Source organism: uncultured Clostridium sp., assembly GCF_937920395.1.
Taxonomy (GTDB): Bacteria; Bacillota; Clostridia; order Clostridiales; family Clostridiaceae; genus Clostridium_AD.
In genome coordinates, this window is the sequence record NZ_CALEVF010000037.1 from 37,055 (window position 1) to 59,113 (window position 22,059).

Annotated in this window: 23 protein-coding genes; all 23 read left to right on the top strand. The window is 30.9% G+C overall.

What is annotated here, in order from left to right; all coding sequences use genetic code 11:
- Positions 1-8: 8 nt before the first annotated feature.
- Complete coding sequence (rsmH, locus tag Q0649_RS03230) at positions 9-941, top strand: 16S rRNA (cytosine(1402)-N(4))-methyltransferase RsmH (protein WP_298837215.1); 933 nt, start codon at positions 9-11, stop codon at positions 939-941.
- 27 nt (positions 942-968) lie between these two features.
- Positions 969-1,436 carry a hypothetical protein gene (locus tag Q0649_RS03235; protein WP_298837218.1) on the top strand — a complete coding sequence of 156 codons (468 nt, stop codon included), beginning with the start codon at positions 969-971 and terminating at the stop codon, positions 1,434-1,436.
- 41 nt (positions 1,437-1,477) lie between these two features.
- Positions 1,478-3,673, top strand: coding sequence for a stage V sporulation protein D (locus Q0649_RS03240; RefSeq protein ID WP_298837220.1), 2,196 nt, complete (start codon positions 1,478-1,480; stop codon positions 3,671-3,673).
- Between the two features lie 328 nt (positions 3,674-4,001).
- On the top strand, positions 4,002-5,444 hold the full coding sequence (locus Q0649_RS03245; protein ID WP_298837223.1) for a UDP-N-acetylmuramoyl-L-alanyl-D-glutamate--2,6-diaminopimelate ligase: 1,443 nt from the start codon (positions 4,002-4,004) through the stop codon (positions 5,442-5,444).
- Complete coding sequence (gene murF, locus Q0649_RS03250) at positions 5,445-6,839, top strand: UDP-N-acetylmuramoyl-tripeptide--D-alanyl-D-alanine ligase (protein ID WP_298837226.1); 1,395 nt, start codon at positions 5,445-5,447, stop codon at positions 6,837-6,839.
- On the top strand, positions 6,836-7,789 hold the full coding sequence (gene mraY / locus Q0649_RS03255; RefSeq protein WP_298837228.1) for a phospho-N-acetylmuramoyl-pentapeptide-transferase: 954 nt from the start codon (positions 6,836-6,838) through the stop codon (positions 7,787-7,789). Before murF ends, mraY begins: the two co-directional genes overlap by 4 nt.
- 20 nt (positions 7,790-7,809) lie before the next feature.
- A complete protein-coding gene (gene spoVE, locus Q0649_RS03260; RefSeq protein ID WP_298837230.1) occupies positions 7,810-8,916 on the top strand; it encodes a stage V sporulation protein E in 1,107 nt (368 codons plus the stop codon).
- A 249-nt stretch (positions 8,917-9,165) separates the two neighbouring features.
- Positions 9,166-9,978, top strand: a complete 813-nt coding sequence (locus Q0649_RS03265; protein WP_298837233.1) for a cell division protein FtsQ/DivIB — start codon at positions 9,166-9,168, stop codon at positions 9,976-9,978.
- Positions 9,979-10,015: 37 nt separating this feature from the next.
- A complete protein-coding gene (locus Q0649_RS03270; protein ID WP_298837236.1) occupies positions 10,016-10,735 on the top strand; it encodes a DUF881 domain-containing protein in 720 nt (239 codons plus the stop codon).
- Positions 10,736-10,745: 10 nt separating this feature from the next.
- Positions 10,746-11,087 carry a small basic family protein gene (locus Q0649_RS03275; RefSeq protein WP_298837239.1) on the top strand — a complete coding sequence of 114 codons (342 nt, stop codon included), beginning with the start codon at positions 10,746-10,748 and terminating at the stop codon, positions 11,085-11,087.
- Between the two features lie 9 nt (positions 11,088-11,096).
- Positions 11,097-11,807: a DUF881 domain-containing protein gene (locus Q0649_RS03280; protein ID WP_298837242.1), complete on the top strand. Its 711-nt coding sequence runs from the start codon at positions 11,097-11,099 to the stop codon at positions 11,805-11,807.
- 125 nt (positions 11,808-11,932) lie between these two features.
- On the top strand, positions 11,933-12,619 hold the full coding sequence (locus tag Q0649_RS03285) for a YggS family pyridoxal phosphate-dependent enzyme (protein WP_298837245.1): 687 nt from the start codon (positions 11,933-11,935) through the stop codon (positions 12,617-12,619).
- Positions 12,609-13,055 (top strand): cell division protein SepF, encoded by a 447-nt coding sequence (locus Q0649_RS03290; protein WP_298837248.1) that lies wholly within the window; start codon positions 12,609-12,611, stop codon positions 13,053-13,055. The genes Q0649_RS03285 and Q0649_RS03290 overlap by 11 nt, the downstream gene beginning before the upstream one ends.
- Positions 13,056-13,141: 86 nt before the next feature.
- Positions 13,142-13,408 (top strand): YggT family protein, encoded by a 267-nt coding sequence (locus Q0649_RS03295; RefSeq protein ID WP_298837250.1) that lies wholly within the window; start codon positions 13,142-13,144, stop codon positions 13,406-13,408.
- Between the two features lie 15 nt (positions 13,409-13,423).
- Positions 13,424-14,197: an RNA-binding protein gene (locus Q0649_RS03300; protein WP_298837252.1), complete on the top strand. Its 774-nt coding sequence runs from the start codon at positions 13,424-13,426 to the stop codon at positions 14,195-14,197.
- A 16-nt stretch (positions 14,198-14,213) separates the two neighbouring features.
- A complete protein-coding gene (locus Q0649_RS03305) occupies positions 14,214-14,828 on the top strand; it encodes a DivIVA domain-containing protein (protein ID WP_298837254.1) in 615 nt (204 codons plus the stop codon).
- 117 nt (positions 14,829-14,945) lie between these two features.
- Positions 14,946-15,638: a 5'-methylthioadenosine/adenosylhomocysteine nucleosidase gene (locus Q0649_RS03310; protein ID WP_298837256.1), complete on the top strand. Its 693-nt coding sequence runs from the start codon at positions 14,946-14,948 to the stop codon at positions 15,636-15,638.
- Between the two features lie 233 nt (positions 15,639-15,871).
- On the top strand, positions 15,872-16,468 hold the full coding sequence (locus Q0649_RS03315; RefSeq protein WP_298837260.1) for a TraR/DksA C4-type zinc finger protein: 597 nt from the start codon (positions 15,872-15,874) through the stop codon (positions 16,466-16,468).
- A gap of 104 nt (positions 16,469-16,572) precedes the next feature.
- Positions 16,573-17,019 (top strand): signal peptidase II, encoded by a 447-nt coding sequence (lspA, locus tag Q0649_RS03320; RefSeq protein ID WP_298837263.1) that lies wholly within the window; start codon positions 16,573-16,575, stop codon positions 17,017-17,019.
- The gene (locus Q0649_RS03325; RefSeq protein WP_298837266.1) at positions 17,020-17,931 is read left to right on the top strand and encodes an RluA family pseudouridine synthase; all 912 of its coding nucleotides are present in this window, start codon (positions 17,020-17,022) and stop codon (positions 17,929-17,931) included.
- A 216-nt stretch (positions 17,932-18,147) separates the two neighbouring features.
- The gene (gene pyrR, locus Q0649_RS03330) at positions 18,148-18,684 is read left to right on the top strand and encodes a bifunctional pyr operon transcriptional regulator/uracil phosphoribosyltransferase PyrR (RefSeq protein WP_298837269.1); all 537 of its coding nucleotides are present in this window, start codon (positions 18,148-18,150) and stop codon (positions 18,682-18,684) included.
- 185 nt (positions 18,685-18,869) lie between these two features.
- Complete coding sequence (gene uraA / locus Q0649_RS03335) at positions 18,870-20,153, top strand: uracil permease (RefSeq protein WP_298837271.1); 1,284 nt, start codon at positions 18,870-18,872, stop codon at positions 20,151-20,153.
- Between the two features lie 206 nt (positions 20,154-20,359).
- The gene (locus Q0649_RS03340; protein WP_298837273.1) at positions 20,360-21,499 is read left to right on the top strand and encodes a class I SAM-dependent RNA methyltransferase; all 1,140 of its coding nucleotides are present in this window, start codon (positions 20,360-20,362) and stop codon (positions 21,497-21,499) included.
- Positions 21,500-22,059 lie beyond the last annotated feature (560 nt).

Sequence of the window (22,059 nt, forward strand, 5' to 3'; positions counted from 1 at the left end):
AGATAAAAATGGAGTTTAAGCACATATCAGTTTTATTAAATGAATGTATTGAAGCACTTGATATAAAGGAAGATGGAATTTATGTGGATTGTACACTAGGAGGTGCAGGTCATTCACTTGAAATTTTAAAAAAATTATCAGCTAAAGGAAGGCTTATTGGAATTGATCAAGACGAGGATGCATTAAAGGCAGCAAAGGAAAAGATTAAGGAATTTAACAACGTTACATATGTACATGATAATTTTTACAATATAAAGGCGATACTAGACAAACTAGAAATTGAAAAAGTTGATGGAATTTTTATGGATTTAGGAGTTTCGTCATATCAATTAGATAATACAGAACGTGGATTTAGTTATATGAGAGATGCAAAACTTGATATGAGAATGGATAGAAGTCGCGGAATAACAGCTTTTGACGTTGTAAATAATTATGAAGAAGAGCAAATAGCCGATGTTTTAAGAAATTATGGTGAAGAAAAATTTTCTAAAAGAATTGCTAATTTCATAGTGGATAGAAGAAAAGACAAACCAATTGAAACAACGCTTGAACTTGTGAATGTTATAGATGCAGCTATCCCTGCAAAGTATAAGAGAGATGGAGGTCACCCTGCTAAAAGAACTTTTCAAGGCATAAGAATTGAAGTTAATGGGGAACTTAAAATACTTGACAAGGCAATAGAGGACGGAGTAGATAGACTAAATAGTGGTGGAAGAATGGCGATTATTACATTCCAGTCACTTGAGGATAGAATTGTTAAAGTTAAATTTAAAAACCTAGAGGATCCATGTAAATGTCCAAAAGAGTTACCTATGTGTGTGTGTGGTAAAACACCAATCGTAAAGCTTATTAGTAGAAAACCTATAAGGGCAACAGAGGAAGAACTAGAGATAAATAGTAGAAGTAGAAGTGCAAAACTAAGAGTTGCAGAAAAGATTTAGTTCTAAATTGTGGATGGGGTGAATAAAGTGATAGTAGCAAAAAAAGAGTTTGAGGTATATGGAAATACAGTTTTAGAACCACAAGAATATGAAGAGTTAGAGAAGTCAAGAAAACAAGCTAATCAAAGTAAAAGACAAAATGATATTAAAAAGAAAAAAGGAATTCTTACAAATATACTTATAGGATTTGTTATTGGAATGGTTGTTATAGCAAGGTACTGCATGATTTACTCTTATCAACAAGCGAGTTCTAAAGCTAAAGCTCAGATAGAAGTATTAAGTAAAGAAAATGATGCGTATCAGGTAGATCTAATAAAGTTTAAAAATATAAGCTATATTGAGAAAACAGCCACAACAAAACTTCATATGGTTAAACCCAGTGCCAGTGACATAAAATATTTTAATTTGAGTAAAAACAATTTAGGTACGAATGATAATTCTAAAATTAGGATAAGTAATACAGTAGTAAATAAAATAAAAAATGTTATGTTTTAAATAATAATTAATGCCCAGCAATGTATCAGGGGGGAAATAAGTTGGCAAGAGGAGAGTATAGGGACAAGGTGGTAGTTAAACGCAGAATGTTAATTGTCTTTTTCATACTTTTTATTTTGCTTTTTCTATTAATTAGTAGGTTAAGCTACGTAATGATAGTTAAGGGATCAGATTACAAAGAAAAAGCAATTCAACAGTGGACAAGTGATGTTCGAATTTCACCAAAGAGGGGACGGATTCTAGATAGAAATGGAAAAGAGCTAGCTATAAGTGCAAATGTTTTTAGAGTAGATTTAGATCTTAATGCATTAAGAGAAACTACAAAGAAAAATAGCTTAAGTATGAAAACTATTGCACCAGAACTAGCTACAATCCTTGAAATGAAATCTAGTGACGTTTTATCAACTTTGACTAAGACAAATTCAAAAGGTAAAGCTATTGGATCAGCAATTTTGAAGAGAAGAATAGAAAAAGCTACAGCTGATAAAATAAGTGATTATTCGAAAAAGCATAATCTACGAGGAATTGTTATTACAGGTGACACTAAAAGGTATTATCCAAATGATAATTTCTTATCAAGTGTTTTAGGACATACAAATTCTGATGGTAATGGTTTAACAGGAGTTGAACTTTATTACAATAAATTTCTATCAGGGATACCTGGCATGAAAATTTCAGAAACAGATAGAAAAAGTGAAGAAGTACCTTATACTATATCGGATTATACAAAACCCATAAATGGTAAAGATGTAGTGCTTACTGTTGATGAGATGATTCAGTATTTTTGCGAAAAAGCTGCATCACAAGCTATGATTGATAATAAAGCAAAAGCAGTTAGTATAATTGTTATGAATCCTAAAAACGGGGAAATATTAGGTATGGCTAATAAACCGGATTATAACCCTAATGATCCTTGGGATCTTAGCAAAAGTTATGACGAAAACCAAAAGGCATGGAGAAATAGGGCTGTTAGTGACATTTTTGAGCCAGGGTCTATTTTTAAAGTGTTTACAGCTACAGCTGCAATGGAAGAAAAGTTAGTTAAGGAAGATGATAAATTTTTCTGCTCTGGTAGCACAGTAGTTGCAGGAAGAAGAATCAAGTGTTGGAAAACTACAGGACATGGAGCTGAAAACTTTGTGGATATATTAAAAAACTCTTGTAATGTTGGATTTATGGAGCTAGGTCGTAGACTAGGACCTGAAAAATTAAATAAGTACATTTATTTGTTTGGGTTTGGTAAAAAAACTGGTATAGATGTTAATGGTGAAGCTTCAGGAATAATTAGAAAGACTAAAGACATGACTGCTCAAGATGTAGCAACAACATCATTTGGTCAAAGTAACGCTATATCTTGCATACAATATTTAACTGGCTTTAATGCTATTGCAAATGGCGGCAAGCTTATAACTCCTCATATCATGAAAGAGATAGTTGATTATGGTGATACAAATACTAAAAAAGTTTTAAAAACTTATTCGAATTATAATACGAGAAAGATAATTGATACAGCAGTTGCAAAAAAACTTAGGTCTTATCTTGAACAAGTTGTTGAAAGCGGTGGTGGTAAGAAGGCATTTATCGCAGGCTACCATATCGCAGGAAAAACAGGAACTGCTCAAAAGATTAGTACAACAGGTCCAGGTTATGCATCGCAAAAATATGTTTCATCATTTGCAGGAATGGCTCCGGCGGATGACCCTAAGATAACTATACTTGTTAATATAGATGAACCAGATCCTTCTAATTATTATGGTGGTCAGATTGCAACTGTTGTTGGAAAACAGGTATTTAACGATATATTTAATTATTTATCATTAAAATCTGATGCAACTAGTGAAGAGGTCGGCAAAAGTTTATTAAAGGATATTATCGTACCTGAGGTAAGAGGCCTTAAAACAGCAGATGCGCAAAAGATACTAAAAGATAATAATTTAAGGATAAAATCAAGTCCAGCTGAAGGTACAGTTACGGATATGACTCCAAAACCTGGTGTTACTGTTAAAGAGGGAACTGAAATTATCTTGCATACAGGTAAGGTACAAAATGAGAATAATATGGTTGTGGTTCCAAGTATTATAGGGAGTAGTTCACAAAGGGCTAGCAAACTACTAAGTAAACTTGGTCTAAATGTTAAATTTACTGGAAGTGGAATAGTCACAGACCAAAGTGACGATGGTAAAGTTGTGAAAAAAGGAACTATAATTACTGCAGATCTAGATATTATGGCTGATTAGTTAAATCATCTCCTGGGTCGCTGCAACATCTCTGAAAGAGATGAATTAACGACTTCAGAAGGAGATTTAAACTAGCTTTTATAGAAATTAAAAACTTTCCTTCTGAAATGTCGTTAAATATAGTGTATAATTATAAATTAACATGTGGAAAACAAAAACCGACAGGATTCAGTATTTCTGAACTGTCGGATTTGCCATGTTAGAGGGTAGAGTTATTTTTTTATGAAATTAACTTTATTTGTATATTATTTATAAAAGAGGTTAGTAATAAAAAGTATAATATATTTCTACTTAGTAGTATTATGTTATGACTTAAGGGAGCGATTGTATGAAGTTAAGAAAAATAATGGAGAACATTAAATTCGATTTAATAAAGGGTGATATTGATACAGATATAAAAGAAATTCAATATGATTCAAGAAAGGTTAAAAAGGGTGATGTGTTTTTCGCTATAGAAGGATATAAGCTTGATGGACATAAATATATACAAAGTGCTATTAATAATGGTGCTATTGCAGTTGTATGTCAGAAAGAAATAGAAAATATAGATGCCATTGTGATCAATACTAAGGATTCAAGAAAGGCATTGGCCATAAGTTCGTCAAATTATTACTCAAATCCAAGTCGTAACATGAAAATGATAGGGATAACTGGAACTAACGGAAAAACAACATCAGCATTTATGATTAAAGCAATACTCGAGCAGAGTGGATATAAGGTTGGACTAATAGGTACTATAGCAAATTTTATAGGGACAAAGAAGATTCATACAGAGAGAACTACTCCGGAATCATTAGAGCTACATGGGCTTTTTAAAGAAATGGTAGATTCTAATGTTGATTATTGTGTAATGGAGGTGTCATCACATTCTTTAAGCTTAGATAGAGTATATGGTATAGAGTTTTGTGAAAGCATTTTTACAAATTTAACTCAAGATCATTTGGATTTTCATAAAACCTTTGAAAATTATTTTAATGCTAAATTAAAATTATTTAAGTTAAGCAAAGTATCAGTAATTAATATTGATGATGAATATGGTGTAAAAGCATATAATTCAATAAAAAATAGTAAATTAAGCTTTGCATTAAACCATAAGGCAGATATTATGGCTACCAATATAAAAATGCATTCAAGGGGTAGTAAATTCACTTTAAAATACAAAGAAAATTCTTTTGATATGGAATTAAATATACCAGGAAATTATAATGTATATAATGCGCTTGGGTCTATAGCAGTTTGTTTAAATCAAGGAGTTGAGATACCTGTAATTCGAGAGGCACTACGAAAGGTACAAGTACTTGGACGATGTGAACTTGTTGAAAACAATCATAATTTGGGGTTTGAAATAATTTTAGATTATGCACATACACCTGATGGTTTAGAAAACATTTTGGAAACTGTAAGGGAATTTACGAAAGGTAAACTTATAGCTGTTTATGGTTGTGGTGGGGATAGAGATAAAACAAAAAGACCAATAATGGGTAGAATAGGAACAAGTTTAAGTGATTTTTCATTTATAACTTCTGATAATCCAAGAACTGAAAACCCAATGGAAATCATTAAAGATGTAGTTCGCGGCATTGAAAAGAATAATTTTGAAATAATAGAGAATAGACGTGATGCTATAAAACGAGCAATAGAGAGCGCAACAATTGGTGATATAATTGTTATTGCAGGAAAAGGTCATGAAGATTATCAAATACTTAAAGATAAAACTATACATTTTGATGAGAGAGAAGTCATTTCAGAGATACTTAAGGAGAAATTATAAATGGAATATATTACAACAAATGAAATAATAGAGGCAGTTCATGGAGAATTAGTCTTGCAAGGTGAGAGTACTAAGCATAATAATGTATGTTTAGATACAAGAATTATAAAAGATGACGATATTTTTATAGCAATAAAAGGTGAAAATTTTAATGCTAATGAGTATGCCTCCATTGCTAGTAAAAAAGGTGCTTCAATTTGTATAATTGATGATATGAAATTCAAAAAGTCTGAGTTTAATAAGAAAACATCTGTTATTAAGGTAGCAGATACAAAAAAGGCACTTCTTATGCTTGCTAAATTTTACATAAACAAGCTAAATATAAAGGTAGTAGGAATTACTGGTTCTACAGGCAAGACATCTACAAAAGACTTAGTTGCAGCAGTTCTTAGTGCTAAGTTTAAAGTGTTTAAAACGTTAGGTAATTTTAATAATGAAATAGGATTGCCTATGATGATATTTAAGTTAGATAAAACTTATGATGTTGCTGTACTTGAAATGGGTATGAGTGACTTTTTCGAAATTCATAACTTGTGTGAAGTTGCTAAACCTGATATTGCTATTATTACTAACATTGGAATGTCTCATATTGAAAATCTTAAAACTCGAGAAAATATTTTAAAAGCTAAAATGGAAATAACAGATTTTTTTAGTGATGATGGTGTTCTAATTGTAAATTCAGATAATGATTTATTACAAGATATCATATCAAAATATAAACTTATAAAAACGGGGATTGATTCAGAGGCTGATTATACTGCATGTAATTTAAATGTCCTTGAAAAGAAAATAATATTTAACGTAATGGATGGAAAAAACTTAGTAGAAACTGCTATTGAGGTAAATATACCAGGACGTCATAACATCCTCAACTCAATGCTCGCTGTAGCATGTGCAAGAGTAATGAATATGAGTTATAAAGAAATAACGTTAGGGTTTAAAAAACTTGAAGCTACGTCTATGCGATTAAATATAACAAAAGGGAAAAAATTCACTATAATTAATGACTGTTATAATGCTAGTCCTGATTCAATGCTCGCTGCCATTGATGTCCTGGGAAATACTCGAGGCACAACGAAGATCGCGATTTTTGGCACTATGAGAGAACTGGGAGATAGTGCATATGATGGACATAAACAAGTTGGAGAATATGCCAAAAGCAAAGGGATTGATTTATTAATTACACTTGGTGAATTTAATGATGCATATAAAGAAGGATTTAATGATATAGATAAATATAGAAGTTTTGAAACCTATAATGAAGTAGTTTCCTTTCTAGATAAAGTTCTAAAAAAAGACGATGTTGTTTTGGTTAAAGCTTCAAGATATATGAAGTTTGAGAGTATAGTGGAGAAACTCGAAAATATTAATAATAAAGAGGTGATAGAAAAATGAGTTTGATTATTTATTCTGTAATAATTGCATTTTTATTATCAATTATACAAGGACCATTGATAATTCCACTTCTACATAAGCTTAAATTTGGTCAGAATATAAGGGCAGAAGGACCTAAAAGTCATCTTAAAAAAGCTGGAACACCTACTATGGGTGGCATAATATTTATAATTTCAACAATAATTACAATGTTATTAATTGTTAGACATACAAATGATGAAGCCATGATTGCATTATATTGTTTAATAGCTTTTGGAATAATAGGACTTATTGATGATTTTCTAAAGATAACACATAAAGAAAATGAAGGACTTAAATCTAAACAAAAGATGTTACTTATAGTGATAGTTGCAGGAATAATTGGCTATTACGCTTCAATTAGGTTAGGAACTGACATAACGATACCATTTACTAGTAGAAGTGTGAATTTGGGAATTTGGTACGTACCTTTTATTATTATTTATTTTGCAGCAACTACTAATTCAGTTAATTTAACTGATGGGTTAGATGGACTCGCAACTTCAGTTACGATAGTGGTTATGACATTTTTTGCTTTAGTTAGCAATATGCTGTTTCATCCTTCTCTTTCAATATTTTGTGCAGCACTTGCAGGTGCTCTATTAGGATTTTTAAAATACAATTCTTATAAAGCACAAATTTTTATGGGGGATATGGGATCTTTAGCACTTGGCGGAGCAGTAGCAGCCGTTGGCATGATACTAAAATCACCGTTCCTCGTTGTAATAGTAGGTGGAATATATGTAATGGAGGCACTCTCAGTTATTATTCAAGTTTCGGTATTTAAGGCTACAGGTAAGAGAGTATTTAAAATGTCCCCTATTCATCATCATTTTGAATTAAGTGGATGGCATGAGACTAAAGTTGTTGCAGTATTCTCCGTTGTAACAGTAATTTTATGTTTAATCGGATTTTTATCATTTTCCTATTAGTGATGTAAGGAGGATATAATATGAAAAAGTATAATTCTAAAATGGGACAGATAGATTTTATATTATTTGCAACGATAATTGTTCTTGTGGCTATTGGAGTAGTAATGGTTTATAGTTCCAGTTCATATGTTGCGGCTTTTAAATATAATGATCCAGAGTATTTTTTGAAAAAGCAGCTTATGTGGGCAGTTGTTGGCTGTATTTTTATGGCTATAGCTATTAAAACTGATTATCACATTATAAAAAAATATACTGGAATAATTATGGTGATTACGATAGCACTTTTAATTGTAGTTTTAGCTTTCCCGGCTATCAACGGTGCTAAAAGATGGATTCCATTAGGATTCGCATCTATTCAACCATCAGAAATCGCTAAATATACTGTGGTGCTATTTATGGCTAAAAGTTTAGAGAGAAAGGGAGAAAGAGTTAAAGAATTTCTTAAGGGTATATGTCCATATTTATTAGTTTCAGGACTTTATGCAGGTTTGGTTTTGCTTGGATCAAACTTGAGTATTGCAGCTGTTATAATGATTGTTACTGTGATTATTTTATTTGCAGTAGGTGCAAAAATATCACATCTTTTAGCAATAGGTTCATCACTTGTTGCAGCAGTTGGTGCTTTAACGATTCTTGAACCATATAGATTGGCTAGACTGATGAACTTTAGAAATCCTTTTGCTGATAGCCAAGGTAAGGGATATCAATTAGTTCAGTCACTTCTTGCACTGGGGTCAGGTGGCATTACTGGTGCAGGTATTGGCCAGTCAAGGCAAAAATGTTTATATATACCAGAGCCCCAAACAGATTTTATTTTTGCAATAATTGGTGAAGAATTGGGGTTAATCGGATGCGCGTTTATAATATTGTTATTTATAATTTTCGTATGGCGAGGTATTAAAACAGCAGTTACAGCTAAAGATATGTATGGAACTATCTTAGGTATTGGAATTACATCAGTTGTAGCAATACAGGCAGTAATAAATATTGCTGTAGTTACAGGGTCAATGCCAGTAACTGGTGTTCCATTGCCATTTATAAGTTACGGTGGATCAGCTCTGGTTTTTAATATGTTTGCAGTTGGAGTACTTTTAAATATATCAAGGCAAACTTCAAGTAAAAGTTAGAAGAGGCATGCGTAAATGCATTGCCTTTTCTATGTTTAAAAGTAAACTAAATGAGAGCATTTTTAAATAAATACTATAAATAGGTTGAATTTCAGATGAAAATAGTTAACTTAAGTGTTATTATATATATAGGACTAGTTTTAAATGATATTGTACAAATTAAATTTGAATCTATTTTGCAATATACAAATTTTATTGGTGTGTATTAATATATAATTTGTAAATTTGTTAAGGAATGCGAGGAAGTGAATGGGGAAAAAAAGTAATAATCTTGAAAAAGGGAATTACATTATAGAAAATAAAGAAAAACTATTATATAAAAGAAAAAAACGAAAAAAAATAAGAGGGCTATTGTTATTAGTAATAATTATGATAACAACATTAATTACATTATGTATGAAATTGCCTTATTTTAATCTTCAAAAGATTGAAATAATAGGAAATGTTAATTCATCTAAAACTGAAATTAACAATATAGCTAAAACTCATTTGGGAAGTAATATTCTATATGATACTTTTAGTGACAGTAAGAAACAAATTATGAAGGATCCATATATCCTAAGTGTAAAAGTTAAAAAGGTTTTTCCAAGCAAGATTATAATAGAAGTAACTGAAAAAGAAGCTATGTTTTACGGGAAATCAAATGGTAATTATTACATCATAGATGATAAAGGCTGGCTACTTCAAAAAAGATCTAATATTCAAGGGATGAAATTAGTGAATTTAATTGGATTTAATTACGACAAAGCCCAAGCAGGTTCTTTAATTGCAACAAAAGGTGATCGAAAAATAGATATTCTAGTTTTGATGGCTAGTATTATTAAAAATTATGATGAAAATAGTAAATCAAGTAAGATAATGATGGTAGATGTACATAATGTGTTAGACATTAGGGTCTTATATGAAAATATGTATATTAAATTTGGAACAACACACGATTTAAAAAACAAATTTAATAAGGCGATAAACATTATTACTCAACCTCAATATAAAAATGCAAAGGGGTATGTAGATGTTAGTTTTACAGGAAGCCCAGTGATTTATGTAGAACACCAAAAGTAAAAATTATCTCCCCCAGAGAGTAACAAGGAGGAAGTTTATGAAGAAGTTTAAATCCCAAATATCCATTGGTATTATATGTGTATTATTAGGATTTATGATAAGTTACCAATTTAAAATGATAAGTAAACAAAACGCAGCAGCAGATACAAGTAAAAATGCACCTGAAATTATAACTGAAAATGAACAATTAAAAAAGAGTAAGGTAGATATGCAAAAAAAGATTGATGATTTGGATGCTAAAACAAAAGAATATGAAACGGCTGCAGGTGGTAAAAACGCAGCAAGTGAATTGTTAAGTAAAGAATTGGATGAGACGAGAATACTTACTGGAGGTACAGATGTACAAGGTGAAGGTATGATAATTTATGTAACACCTAAAAGCAGTATTTTCGGAAGTGATTCGCAGGATCAGCAAATAAATGATACAGATTTAGTTCATATAGTAAATGAATTAAATGCTGCAGATGCAGAAGCTATTTCTATTAATGATATTAGACTAACTTCACGTAGTGGCATAAGGAATGCTGGAAATGCGATTATTATAAGTGATGAAAGAGTCTCTTATAGTAAAAGAATAACTATTAAAGCAATCGGTAAAAGTGATATATTGGAAAGTGCCATCAGCTTCCCAGGAGCAATTCCGCAAACGCTTAGTCAAACTTGTGATATAACAATGGAAAAATCAAATAAAATTGAAATTGCTAAATCAAATGAAACATATAAATTTGAGTTTGCAAAGCCAATAGAAAAGAAGTAGAGGTGATTAAATGGTTGCTTTTGTAGGGTTACTTATAGGTGTAATATTAGGAATTGTATGGAATGTAAACATTCCAGTTAAATTTTCTCCATATATTTCAGTAGCAATTTTTGCGTGTTTAGATTCTGTTTTTGGTGCATTAAGGGGTTCAATATCTCATAATTTTCGTGCAGATATTTTTGTGTCAGGTTTTTTCGGAAATGCAGCTTTAGCTGTAGCCATGGTATATTTAGGTGATAAATTAGGAATACCAATTTATCTGGCTGCTGTTATTGTATTTGGAGGTCGGATATTTGATAACTTTGCAATTATTAGACGACTTTTAATTGATAAAACTAAATCCCATTCATGAGGTGATTAAATGAAAAATAATGAAGCTACTATATTTGTTTTTATTGCTTCAATAATCATAGGGATTCTTATATCCATGAATATTGGATTTAAAGGGAAAAGTGATTTTTTAGATGTAAAACAATATGATGAGGCCTATAATGAGAGAATTGAATTATATGCGGAACTAAATAGTTTAAAGCAACAATATTATATTACCAACTTAAAACTTAAAAAATATAATTCTGGTGATGAAAAAACACTTCAGGTTTCAAAAGAAATTAAAAAGGAAGTTATTAATAATAACTTAATAATTGGAAATAGCGATGTTAGTGGTCAAGGCGTTAAAATTACACTAGAGGATGGTGTTGACAGCTTTGATAACAATGTTACTATGAGTCAGTTAATTCATGATTCTGATATTGTTCAAGTAATAAATGATCTTCGAAATGCAGGTGCAGAAGCAATATCAGTAAATGGAATAAGGGTTATTTACAATAATTGGGGATTGTGTGCTGGTTCTAATATTGATTTAAATGGTGTTAAGATAGTAACTCCATTTTATATTAGTGCCATTGGGAATAAAGATGTAATGTATAATTATTTAACCTTAGAGCAAACACATACAGCATTGTTACAAAGTAGTGATGTTAAAATTAAAATTGTTAAGTCAAATAGTATAAATATATTGGCATATAATGGTAATGTTGTTTATAAGTATATGAGTTTAGTAAATAAATAATTTTATAAATCATTAAAATACACGAATATTAAAGGATTTTTATGTTTAATGAAGAATTAGTACAGAAATAGGATAGGGCAATTAATAATTGCAATGCGCCCTAAAAACTAAGGAGGGACGGATAGTTGTCAATTGGAGAAGTTTATAATAAAATAAAGAATGAAATCCCAAAAAACGTAACACTAGTATGTGTTTCTAAGACCAGGCAAATTAGTGAGATAAAAGAAGCTTATGATTGTGGAGCTAGGGACTTTGGAGAAAACAAAGTTCAAGAATTTCTTGAAAAATATGACAATATAGAGAAAGACAGCAGATGGCACTTTATAGGACATTTGCAAACCAATAAGGTAAAGTACATAGTTGGAAAAGTTTATCTTATACATTCATTAGATAGCATACATTTACTCAAAGAAATAGAAAAACGTTATTCATCAAAGAATGAAATAGCAAATGTTTTAATCCAAATAAATATAGGCAAAGAAGCTTCAAAAACTGGTATTGATGTTGAGAAAGTAAATGACTTGATAAAAGTATGCGAAGAATGCACGAATGTTAAAGTAAAAGGGCTTATGGCGACAATTCCAATTGGTGATGATGAAAGCTCTAGAAAGTATTTTGCTAAGATGAAGGCTATTTTTGATAATCTAAAGAACTATAAATATAAAAATGTTTCCATGGAGTTTCTATCATTAGGGATGAGTAAAGACTTTCCAATTGCTCTAGAAAAAGGAGCTAATATGATAAGACTTGGCACAAAAATATTTGGAAAAAGAGATTATAAAAAACTGGAGGTAATACAAAATGGCAAGTAAAGTGATTAATAAGGTTATGGGTTTTTTAGGTATGGCAGAGGAAGAAGAGGATGAGGTTCAAGAAATGGATAACGAAGATGAAAATGTGGACATTGAATCATTAATGAGTGCAAATAAGAAACAGAGTAAAGTAGTGAATATTCATACGTCAACATCTACAAAAGTAGTAATTATAAAACCTGAGGATTTTGATGAAGCTACTGTGATTAGTGATAACTTAAAGTCAAGAAAGATAATTGTGATAAATACCACTGCATTAGAACCTAGAACTGGTCAAAGATTATTAGATTTTGTTGGTGGAGTATGTTACGCTTTAGGTGGTGATCTTCAGCAGGTAGAAAAAGGAGTATATATAATTTCACCATCAAATATAGAAGTTAATAATGAATTAAAAAACGAGCTAAGTTCAAAGGGGATTTTTAATTGGAATAAGTAAAAATATGTATTAAAGGAATGAAGAAATATTTAGGACACAATAAAATATTGTTGTCTATATTTGAAAAGTTCAGGAGGTTATAAAATTTGTATTTGTATAATGTAATTAATATGTTTTTTAAGGTGTTAGAATATGCAATTCTTATTGAAGTGGTTTTGTCTTGGGTTTATGCAGGAAGATCAAATCAATATATTGAAATTTTACATAAAGTCACCAATCCTTTGCTAGAACCAGGTAGAAAGATACAAGATAGATTCTTTGGTAATATGATGATCGATTTTTCACCAATAATCGCGCTTGTTATTATAATGATATTAAGACAAATTGTATATGTTTTATTTACATTATTATAGTAAGGAGAAATACAGATGGATAAAAAACATTTTTTGAATAGTATAAATTGTGAAGATAAGAACTTAATTTCTAACATATTTAATAAAATACAAATAGCTGAAAAAACAAAACAAATCATATTTACTAATGATTTTTTACCTCCAGCTATATGGCATCAAATTATGGATATAAGTGAAGAGTATGAAATAAAATCATTTACGAATGGAATATTTAAAGACTCAGATAGGAGAATGTTATCATTTTCGACCGGGGATTCGCCTACAGAGTATCCTATAGATTTACTTGAAATAAAAAATAAATCTAAATTTTCTAAGGTTGATCATAAGGATTATTTGGGTGCAATAATGTCACTAGGTATAAAAAGAGAAAAATTGGGTGATTTAATAATTCAAGATTCTATATGTTATGCACCGGTTTGTAGTGACATTAGTAACTTCATAATTAATAATTTAAATAAAGTTAAGAATTGCCCTTGCACAGTAACTGAGTATGATTATATATCACAGAAGTTACCTGAAAGAAAATTTGAGGAGAAAATTATTATAACTACGTCATTTAGATTGGATGGTTTAGTTTCAGCTGTATGTAATATTTCTAGGAATAGTTCGGTTGAACTAATATCAACAGGTAAAGTACTAGTTAATTATTTTCAAAGTGCAAAGAAGGATAAAGTAGTTGAAAACAATGATACATTAACAATTAGGGGATATGGGAAGATTAAGATAGTAGAGACTATAGGAAATACACAAAAGGGTCGTTTGAAAGTTGCAATAAAGAGGTACATATAGGTATAGGGGGGACGTAATGAGAATAACAGCTATGGACATTAATAATAAAGAATTTAAAAAGGTATTAAGAGGATACAATTCAGAAGAGGTAGATGATTATTTAGAGACGATATCTGATGAATATGAAATGGCGTATAAAGAAAATTCTACGCTTAAAGAGAAAATTAGTTTTTTACAAGAGAAACTAGATCATCATGTTAAGATAGAAGCAACAATTCAGAACACTTTAGTATTGGCTCAAAATGCAGCAGAACAAGCAAAGATTTCTGCTCAAAAGGAATCGGAATTGATTGTTAGAAATGCAAACGATTCTTCTGAAAGGATGCTTGAAAAAGCCCATGATGATGTACTTAAAGTAAATGATGAATATGAAAGAGTTAAGCAGGAATTTGCAAAGTTTAGGACTAAATTTAGAAGTTTCATGAATTGTCAACTTGAGATGTTTGAGGGACTTGAAAATGATTATCTTAAAAATTATAATGTAGGAAATGCTATTAATGATCATCAAACAGAGGGAGAAGTTGCTATTGATTCTGAATGTTCGAATTTAACTCTCAAAAATATTGATGAAAAAGATTTTCATGAAAATGGTGAGCTCGAAGAAATAAAAAGTTTTTTTGCTAAAAAGTAAAAATCTAAAAATCTCACTCCTAGGGTGAGATTTTTTATGTGCCAAATAGGGAATGTACATATTAGACTAAAATAGTTAAAAATTGTTAGACATTTATAAAATAAGGAGGAATAAAGAATGAACATAGGTATTATTGGAGCAATGGAGGAAGAGGTTCAATTTTTAATTAGGGATATGGAGTTTTTAAGAAAAGAAGTGAAGGCTAAAATGGAATTTAGTCTTGGAAAGTTACATAATAAAAATGTTGTAGTAGTAACTAGTGGCATAGGTAAAGTTAATGCAGCAATTTGCGCTCAAATATTAATTGATGATTTTAATGTTGATTACATTATTAATGTTGGTATCGCAGGTGGAACAGAAGATAATATATATCCAGGGGACATTGTAATAGCAAACAATTTAGTACAACATGATATAGATACAACTATATTTGGTGATAGGATAGGACAAATTCCAAGGCTTGATACTTTTGATTTTAAATGTGATAATTCATTAATCAAATTTGCAGAAGAATCATGTAAAAATATAAAAGGACATAATCATTTTACCGGAAGAATTGTGTCAGGAGATCAATTTATTGCAAGTGTTGATAAGATAAAGTGGTTAAATTCTGAATTTAAATGTTTGGCATGTGAAATGGAAGGGGCAAGTATTGCTCAGGTATGTTATTTAAATGAAACTCCATTTATTGTTATTAGATCTATATCAGACAATGCAAGTAATGGGGCTCAAATGGAATATGAAAAATTTAAGGATATTGCAGTTGAAAATTCTACAAATATTTTAAATAATATGTTGAAACTAATTTAGAAATTAATTTTTATTGGTATTAAATCATCTCCTGCGGAGCTGAAATATTAACGACTTCAGAAGGAGATTTATAATCCAACTTATAAAAGTTGGAGACTTTCCTTCTGAAATGTCGTTAAAAATATAAATATTATTAAATAAGTGTAATAAAATTCTTCCCATGAGAAAACATAATCATATAGAAGTTATATTTTTTATATTACTACTATATTAAAACTTGAGGAGTTGTTATCATGGAAAGAAATAAAATACAATATTTTAAAACAAAATTAATAAATGAACAGTCACGTGTCCTTGATCTTATCAAATTAATGAGACAAAATGGGGTTATAGATTCTAATAGTGAAATGGCAACTGAATTATCTTTTTATGACAATCATCCGTCTGACGTTGCCACCGAATTGTTTGATAAGGAAAAAGGAATTGCGTTAAAAGGAAATGAGATATCAGTATTAAATAAAATTGAGGATGCGCTAAATAGTATTGAGGATCATACGTATGGTAAATGCAAAAGTTGTGGAGTTGATATCGATCCTGAAAGATTAGAATTTATACCTTATGCTACTAATTGTGTGGCATGTGAAAAATCTATTGGGAATAAGAAACCGGCAGAGCAAAACAATAGATGTGTTGAGGAAGATATACTTGGATCGTTTTTTAAATATAGCAATAAAAGCGATGTAGGTGTTGATGCAGAAGATATTTATCAGGGAGTAGAACGTTTTAATAATAAATTAGATGACATAATTGAATTTGATGATGACGATGGTTATGTTGAGCCTATAGATAAAATAAGTAATCAGCAATACAAAAATCAGTTACCAGATTAACAATATATAAATATAAAGAATAAAAGAGTATATATTGCTTATAATTTTAAATAATAAATTTTGAGCAATATATATTCTCTTTTGTATAATTGGGGGGGAATGGTATGGAAGTTTTAATTATTTTTTTAGGCCTCGTATTGGACAGATTAACTAAAGTTTGGGCTCTCACTTATTTGAAAGATAGTAATGGAGTTATATTAATTAAGGATTTTTTTAAATTGGAATATTTAGAGAATCGCGGAGCTGCTTTTGGAATACTTCAGAACAAATTAATATTACTTGCTTTAGTTACATTACTTGTTATATTCTGCATGATATATTATATTATTAAGTATAAGCCAAAATCAAAATTTCTAAGAATAAGTTTTGCATTGATTATAAGTGGAGCACTTGGAAATTTATATGATAGACTGTTTTATAAGTATGTAGTAGATTTTATTTTAATCCATTATAAAGAGGTTTACTCTTTTCCAACATTTAACGTAGCAGATATGTTAGTTGTTGTGGGAACATTGGTTTTGGCAATTTCAATAGTAAAGGAAGAGATATAGATGGAAAATTATGATTTTAAAGTTGAAGAAAACTCGGTTGGTATGAGGCTTGATGTATTTATTGCAAATGAACTTGAAGATAAATCAAGGTCATATATTCAAGGACTAATTGAGAAGGAAAATGCTACTGTGAATGGTAAATGTCGAAAAAGTAATTTTAAATTGAAATTGGACGACATGATTGGGTTCTCTATTCCAGATCCTGTTGAGTTAAACGTAAAAGCGGAAGATATCCCTTTAGACGTTATATATGAGGATAGTGATGTAATTGTTGTTAACAAACCTCAAGACATGGTGGTTCACCCTGCACCAGGAAATTATACTGGCACATTGGTGAATGCACTCTTAAATCACTGTACAGACCTGTCAGGTATAAATGGTATTCTTAGACCAGGGATAGTGCATAGAATCGATAAGGATACATCTGGAGCGTTAGTGGTAGCTAAAAATGACAATGCACACAATTCTCTAGCAGCACAGCTTAAAGATCATTCAATGACAAGAAGTTATTTAGCAATAGTCGAAGGTGTTATTAAAGATGATGAAGGTACAGTTGATGAGCCTATTGGAAGACATCCCAAAGATAGGATAAAAATGGCGATAGTTGAGAGTGGTAAAAGAGCAGTAACTCATTATAAAGTTATTGAAAGATTTAATGGTTATACATTAGTAGAATGTAATTTAGAAACAGGGAGAACTCATCAAATAAGAGTACATATGGCAAAGATAGGACATCCTTTAGTTGGTGACTTGATATATGGGTTCAAAAAACAGCATTTTAATTTAAAGGGACAGGTTTTGCATGCCAAAAAGCTTGGATTTATACACCCAACTACTAATAAATACATGGAATTTGAGTCACCAATTCCAACTTACTTTGAGAATTTAATAACTAAATTAAGAAATAGTTGAAATAGTATGTAACCTGTGATATTATATTGAAAGTGCAATATCACATATTATGTGTATTGTTTTTTAATATAATATCTATCCCTTTAAATGTTCCAGAGAGATCATAAGGATAAAGATAGCAATACTATTATGTAATTATAGTATGCCTTTACCTTTTGGTGAAGGCTTTTTTATATTAAATCCATATAAATAATATATTTTATAGGAGGTGAAATTATGGAATTTAAGTCAGTGTTATTAGATGAAAAAGCCATAAATCGAACATTAACAAGAGTTGCACATGAGATTACTGAAAAAAATAAAGGTACAGAAAACATTATTTTAGTGGGAATAAAAAGACGTGGAGTACCAATTGCACAAAGAATTGCGTTTTTAATAGAACAATTCGAGGGAGTTAAAGTACCAGTAAGTTCTGTTGATATTACCTTATATAGGGATGATCTTACCACTTTAAATGATCAACCAGTATTAAATAATGTGAATTTGGGCATAGATGTAAGAGGTAAAAAAATAATTTTAGTAGATGATGTACTTTATACAGGACGGACTGCTAGGGCTGCAATAGATGCCATAATAGATAAGGGTAGACCTCAAATGATACAATTAGCCGTTTTAGTAGATAGAGGGCACAGGGAGCTGCCTATAAGAGCAGATTATGTAGGCAAAAACATACCTACTTCCAGTAAAGAAATGATTTCTGTTGAACTTTTAGAAACTGATGAAAAAGATTCAGTAAGTATATATGAACTTTAGTTTTATGAAAGATACCGCAGCTTCACAAAAGATGACTAGCTTCGCAGGTGATGACTACAGTTTTACAAAAGATGATTACAGGACCGCAGGTGATGACTACAGCACCGCAGGTGATGACTACAGCACTGCAGGTGATGACTAATCTTTTAATATAGTCCGCGAGACTAAAAAGGAGGAACTAACTAATGAAAGATTTTATAGATGTTGATGAAAAGTTACCTATTTTAAAGACTATCCCTTTAAGTTTCCAGCACTTATTTGCTATGGTGGGGGCAACTATACTTGTACCTATGCTTACAGGTCTTAGTCCCTCAATTGCACTGTTTTGTAGTGGTGTGGGAACACTATTATATATATTGTGTACAAAGGCTAGGCTTCCGGCATATGTAGGTTCATCTTTTGCTTTTATAGGACCAATGGGTGTTGCTACAAAGGCATATGGACAAAGTTCAATGCTTTCTGGAATTATAGCTGCTGGGCTTGTATATGTAATTGTAGCTCTAATTATTAAATGTATTGGGATTAAATGGTTAGATAGAATGCTTCCGCCAGTTGTTGTAGCTTCAGTTGTAATTGTAATTGGCCTAAGTCTTGCAAGTGGTGCAATAAATTGGTCAGGGCTAAATTCAACATTTACGGATCCTGGACTTGAAGGCGTAGCTAGATCTACATGGATATTTATATCAATGACAACTTTAGGTGTAGCAATAGTGGGGACTATGTATTTTAAAGGATTTTTCGGAGTAGTACCTATTTTAATTGCGATGGTAGTTGGTTATATACTGTCCATATTATTTGGAGTAATTCCACATGAAGTTCTAAAGGAAATAGCATCAGCAAAATTATTTAAATTGCCGAGTTTTGTTTTACCGACATTTAACATAAATGCTATTATGCTTATGGCTCCAATAGCTTTTGTAACACTTGCAGAACATATTGGACATGTATATGTTACAAGTAATGTTTGTGGTCGCAATTTTACAAAAGATCCAGGGCTTCATAGATCAATACTTGGAGATGGTATTGCTACAATGTTTGCTGGATTTGTAGGGGGACCACCTAACACTACGTATGGTGAGAATATAGGCGTTATGGCAATCACAAAAGTTTATAGTGTTTGGGTAATTGGCGGTGCGGCAATCATTGCAATTGTATTATCATTTATAGGGCCTGTAGCTATAGTTATAGGTAATATTCCATTACCTGTAATTGGTGGAGTGAGTGTAATGTTATTTGGAATAATAGCATCCTCTGGTTTTAGAATCTTTGTAGAAGATAAGGTTGATTTTAGTAAAAAGAGAAACCTAGTCATTTCTTCAGTTATAATAGTTTTAGGAGTAGGTGGAGGGGGAATTAATTTCAACTTTGCAGGCGCACAAGTACAAATAGCAGGTGTTGCACTTGCAACTTTGGTTGGTATAGTATTAAATTTAGTTTTACCTCAAACAAGCAAGTCGGGAGAGAATTAAGAAAATCATAATATGTAGTGTCAGACTAGTTCTGGCACTTTTGTTTTTTCAAAGAACGGTTAATATAAAAATTATAGACAATAATAGCAAATAGAGATATTATAATATGAGTGATACAAGTTAAAAGGGACATTGAAATAAATAAAAGTTATTATAATATTTATTTAAATATTCCTAAGGAAAAGAAGAAATGGGAGAGATAATATATGACATATACTTTAATAGCCACTACAACCTTTGGGTTAGAAGCAGTTACAGCTAAAGAACTAAAGGCACTAGGGTACGAGGATTTAATAGTTGAAAATGGAAGAGTCATGTTTGAAGGGGATGAAATGGATATTGCTATATGCAATATTTGGTTAAGAACTGCAGAGAGACTTTTTATAAAAATGGCTGAATTTAATGCATTGTCTTTTGAAGAATTATTTCAAGGTACAAAAGCTGTTGAGTGGGGTAATTTAATACCAGAAGATGGCAACATGCATATCGTAGGTAAATCTGTAAAGTCACAACTACATAGTGTTCCAGATTGTCAGAGTATAGTAAAAAAAGCAGTAGTAGAATCTATGAAGAAAAAATATGATAAAGAATGGTTTACAGAAGAGGGACCGGTCTATAAGATTGAGGTTTCAGTTTTAAGAGATGTTGTAACTTTATCAATAGATACTTCAGGTGTTGGATTGCATAAGAGAGGGTATAGAGAATATGCTGGTGAGGCACCACTTAAGGAGACGCTAGCTGCTGCCCTTGTCTTAATAAGTAAATGGGATAGCACAAGAGTACTTGCTGATCCTCTTTGTGGTTCAGGAACTATAGCAATAGAAGCAGCACTTATAGCAAAAAATATGGCGCCAGGAGTAAATAGAGAATTTGTATCAGAAAATTGGCCAAGTATGGATAAAGATATTTGGGAGCAAGTACGCGTAGGTGCAAAACGAACTATAAATTCTAATCCAGTTGAAATATTAGCTTCAGATATAGATAGAAGACTAATTAAGACAGCAATAGATAATGCAGAAAAAGCTGGTGTTAAGGAATTTATTAAATTTCAGAAGATACCAATGCAGGAGTTTGCCTCAAGGCAAAAGTATGGAGTTATAATAACAAATCCACCATACGGAGAAAGACTAGGCGAGGTTGAGGAAGTAAAGAGACTTCATATTGATCTTGGTGCTATGTATTCAAGATTAAATGAATGGTCTTGCTTTGTTATAACAGCTAATCGTGATTTTCAAAAGGATTTTGGAAAGAAAGCAGATAAAAATAGAAAATTATATAATGGAAGATTGTTATGTTACTATTACCAATATATAAAAGAAATACCTAGGAAAAAGAAGGAAGACTAGAGAATTATAGACTTTCTCCTACGTGACTTGAAATAAGAGCTTGAAATGTGAAATTCAATTAAGAAATTCTAGTGTTTTGTTCATGGAAAATTCACTATCGCTCACACTCGACGTCCTGTCTCGGGTTCGCTAGCCTGGGCCTCTGGGTAGGTCTCTGGGGGACATAACAATTATTAATTGTCATGCATCCTGTCAGGCTTACGAGAATTTTCCATTTACAAAACAAGAATTTCTAAATTAAATTTCAATTTTTTCTGCTCTTCTTATTTCAAGTCACTTCCGAAGAAAGTCATAATATTATGTATGTCTTAGAGGGAGGTCAAGGGATAAGGAAGAGATATCCGACTGTTGGAATGGTATGAGGAGTTTTCAATAAAGATAAGACTGGGGGTATATGTATAATATACTCTTTGTCTTATCTTTTTTCTATTTTGGTAAATGAATTAGAAACTATTTATATATTTTGAAGAAATAAATTACCAATATTTAATAAAAAAATGCTGGATTTCATTTAGTTAAATGGTACAATCTATTTATAAGTTGTTCTGTAATCGTAATAA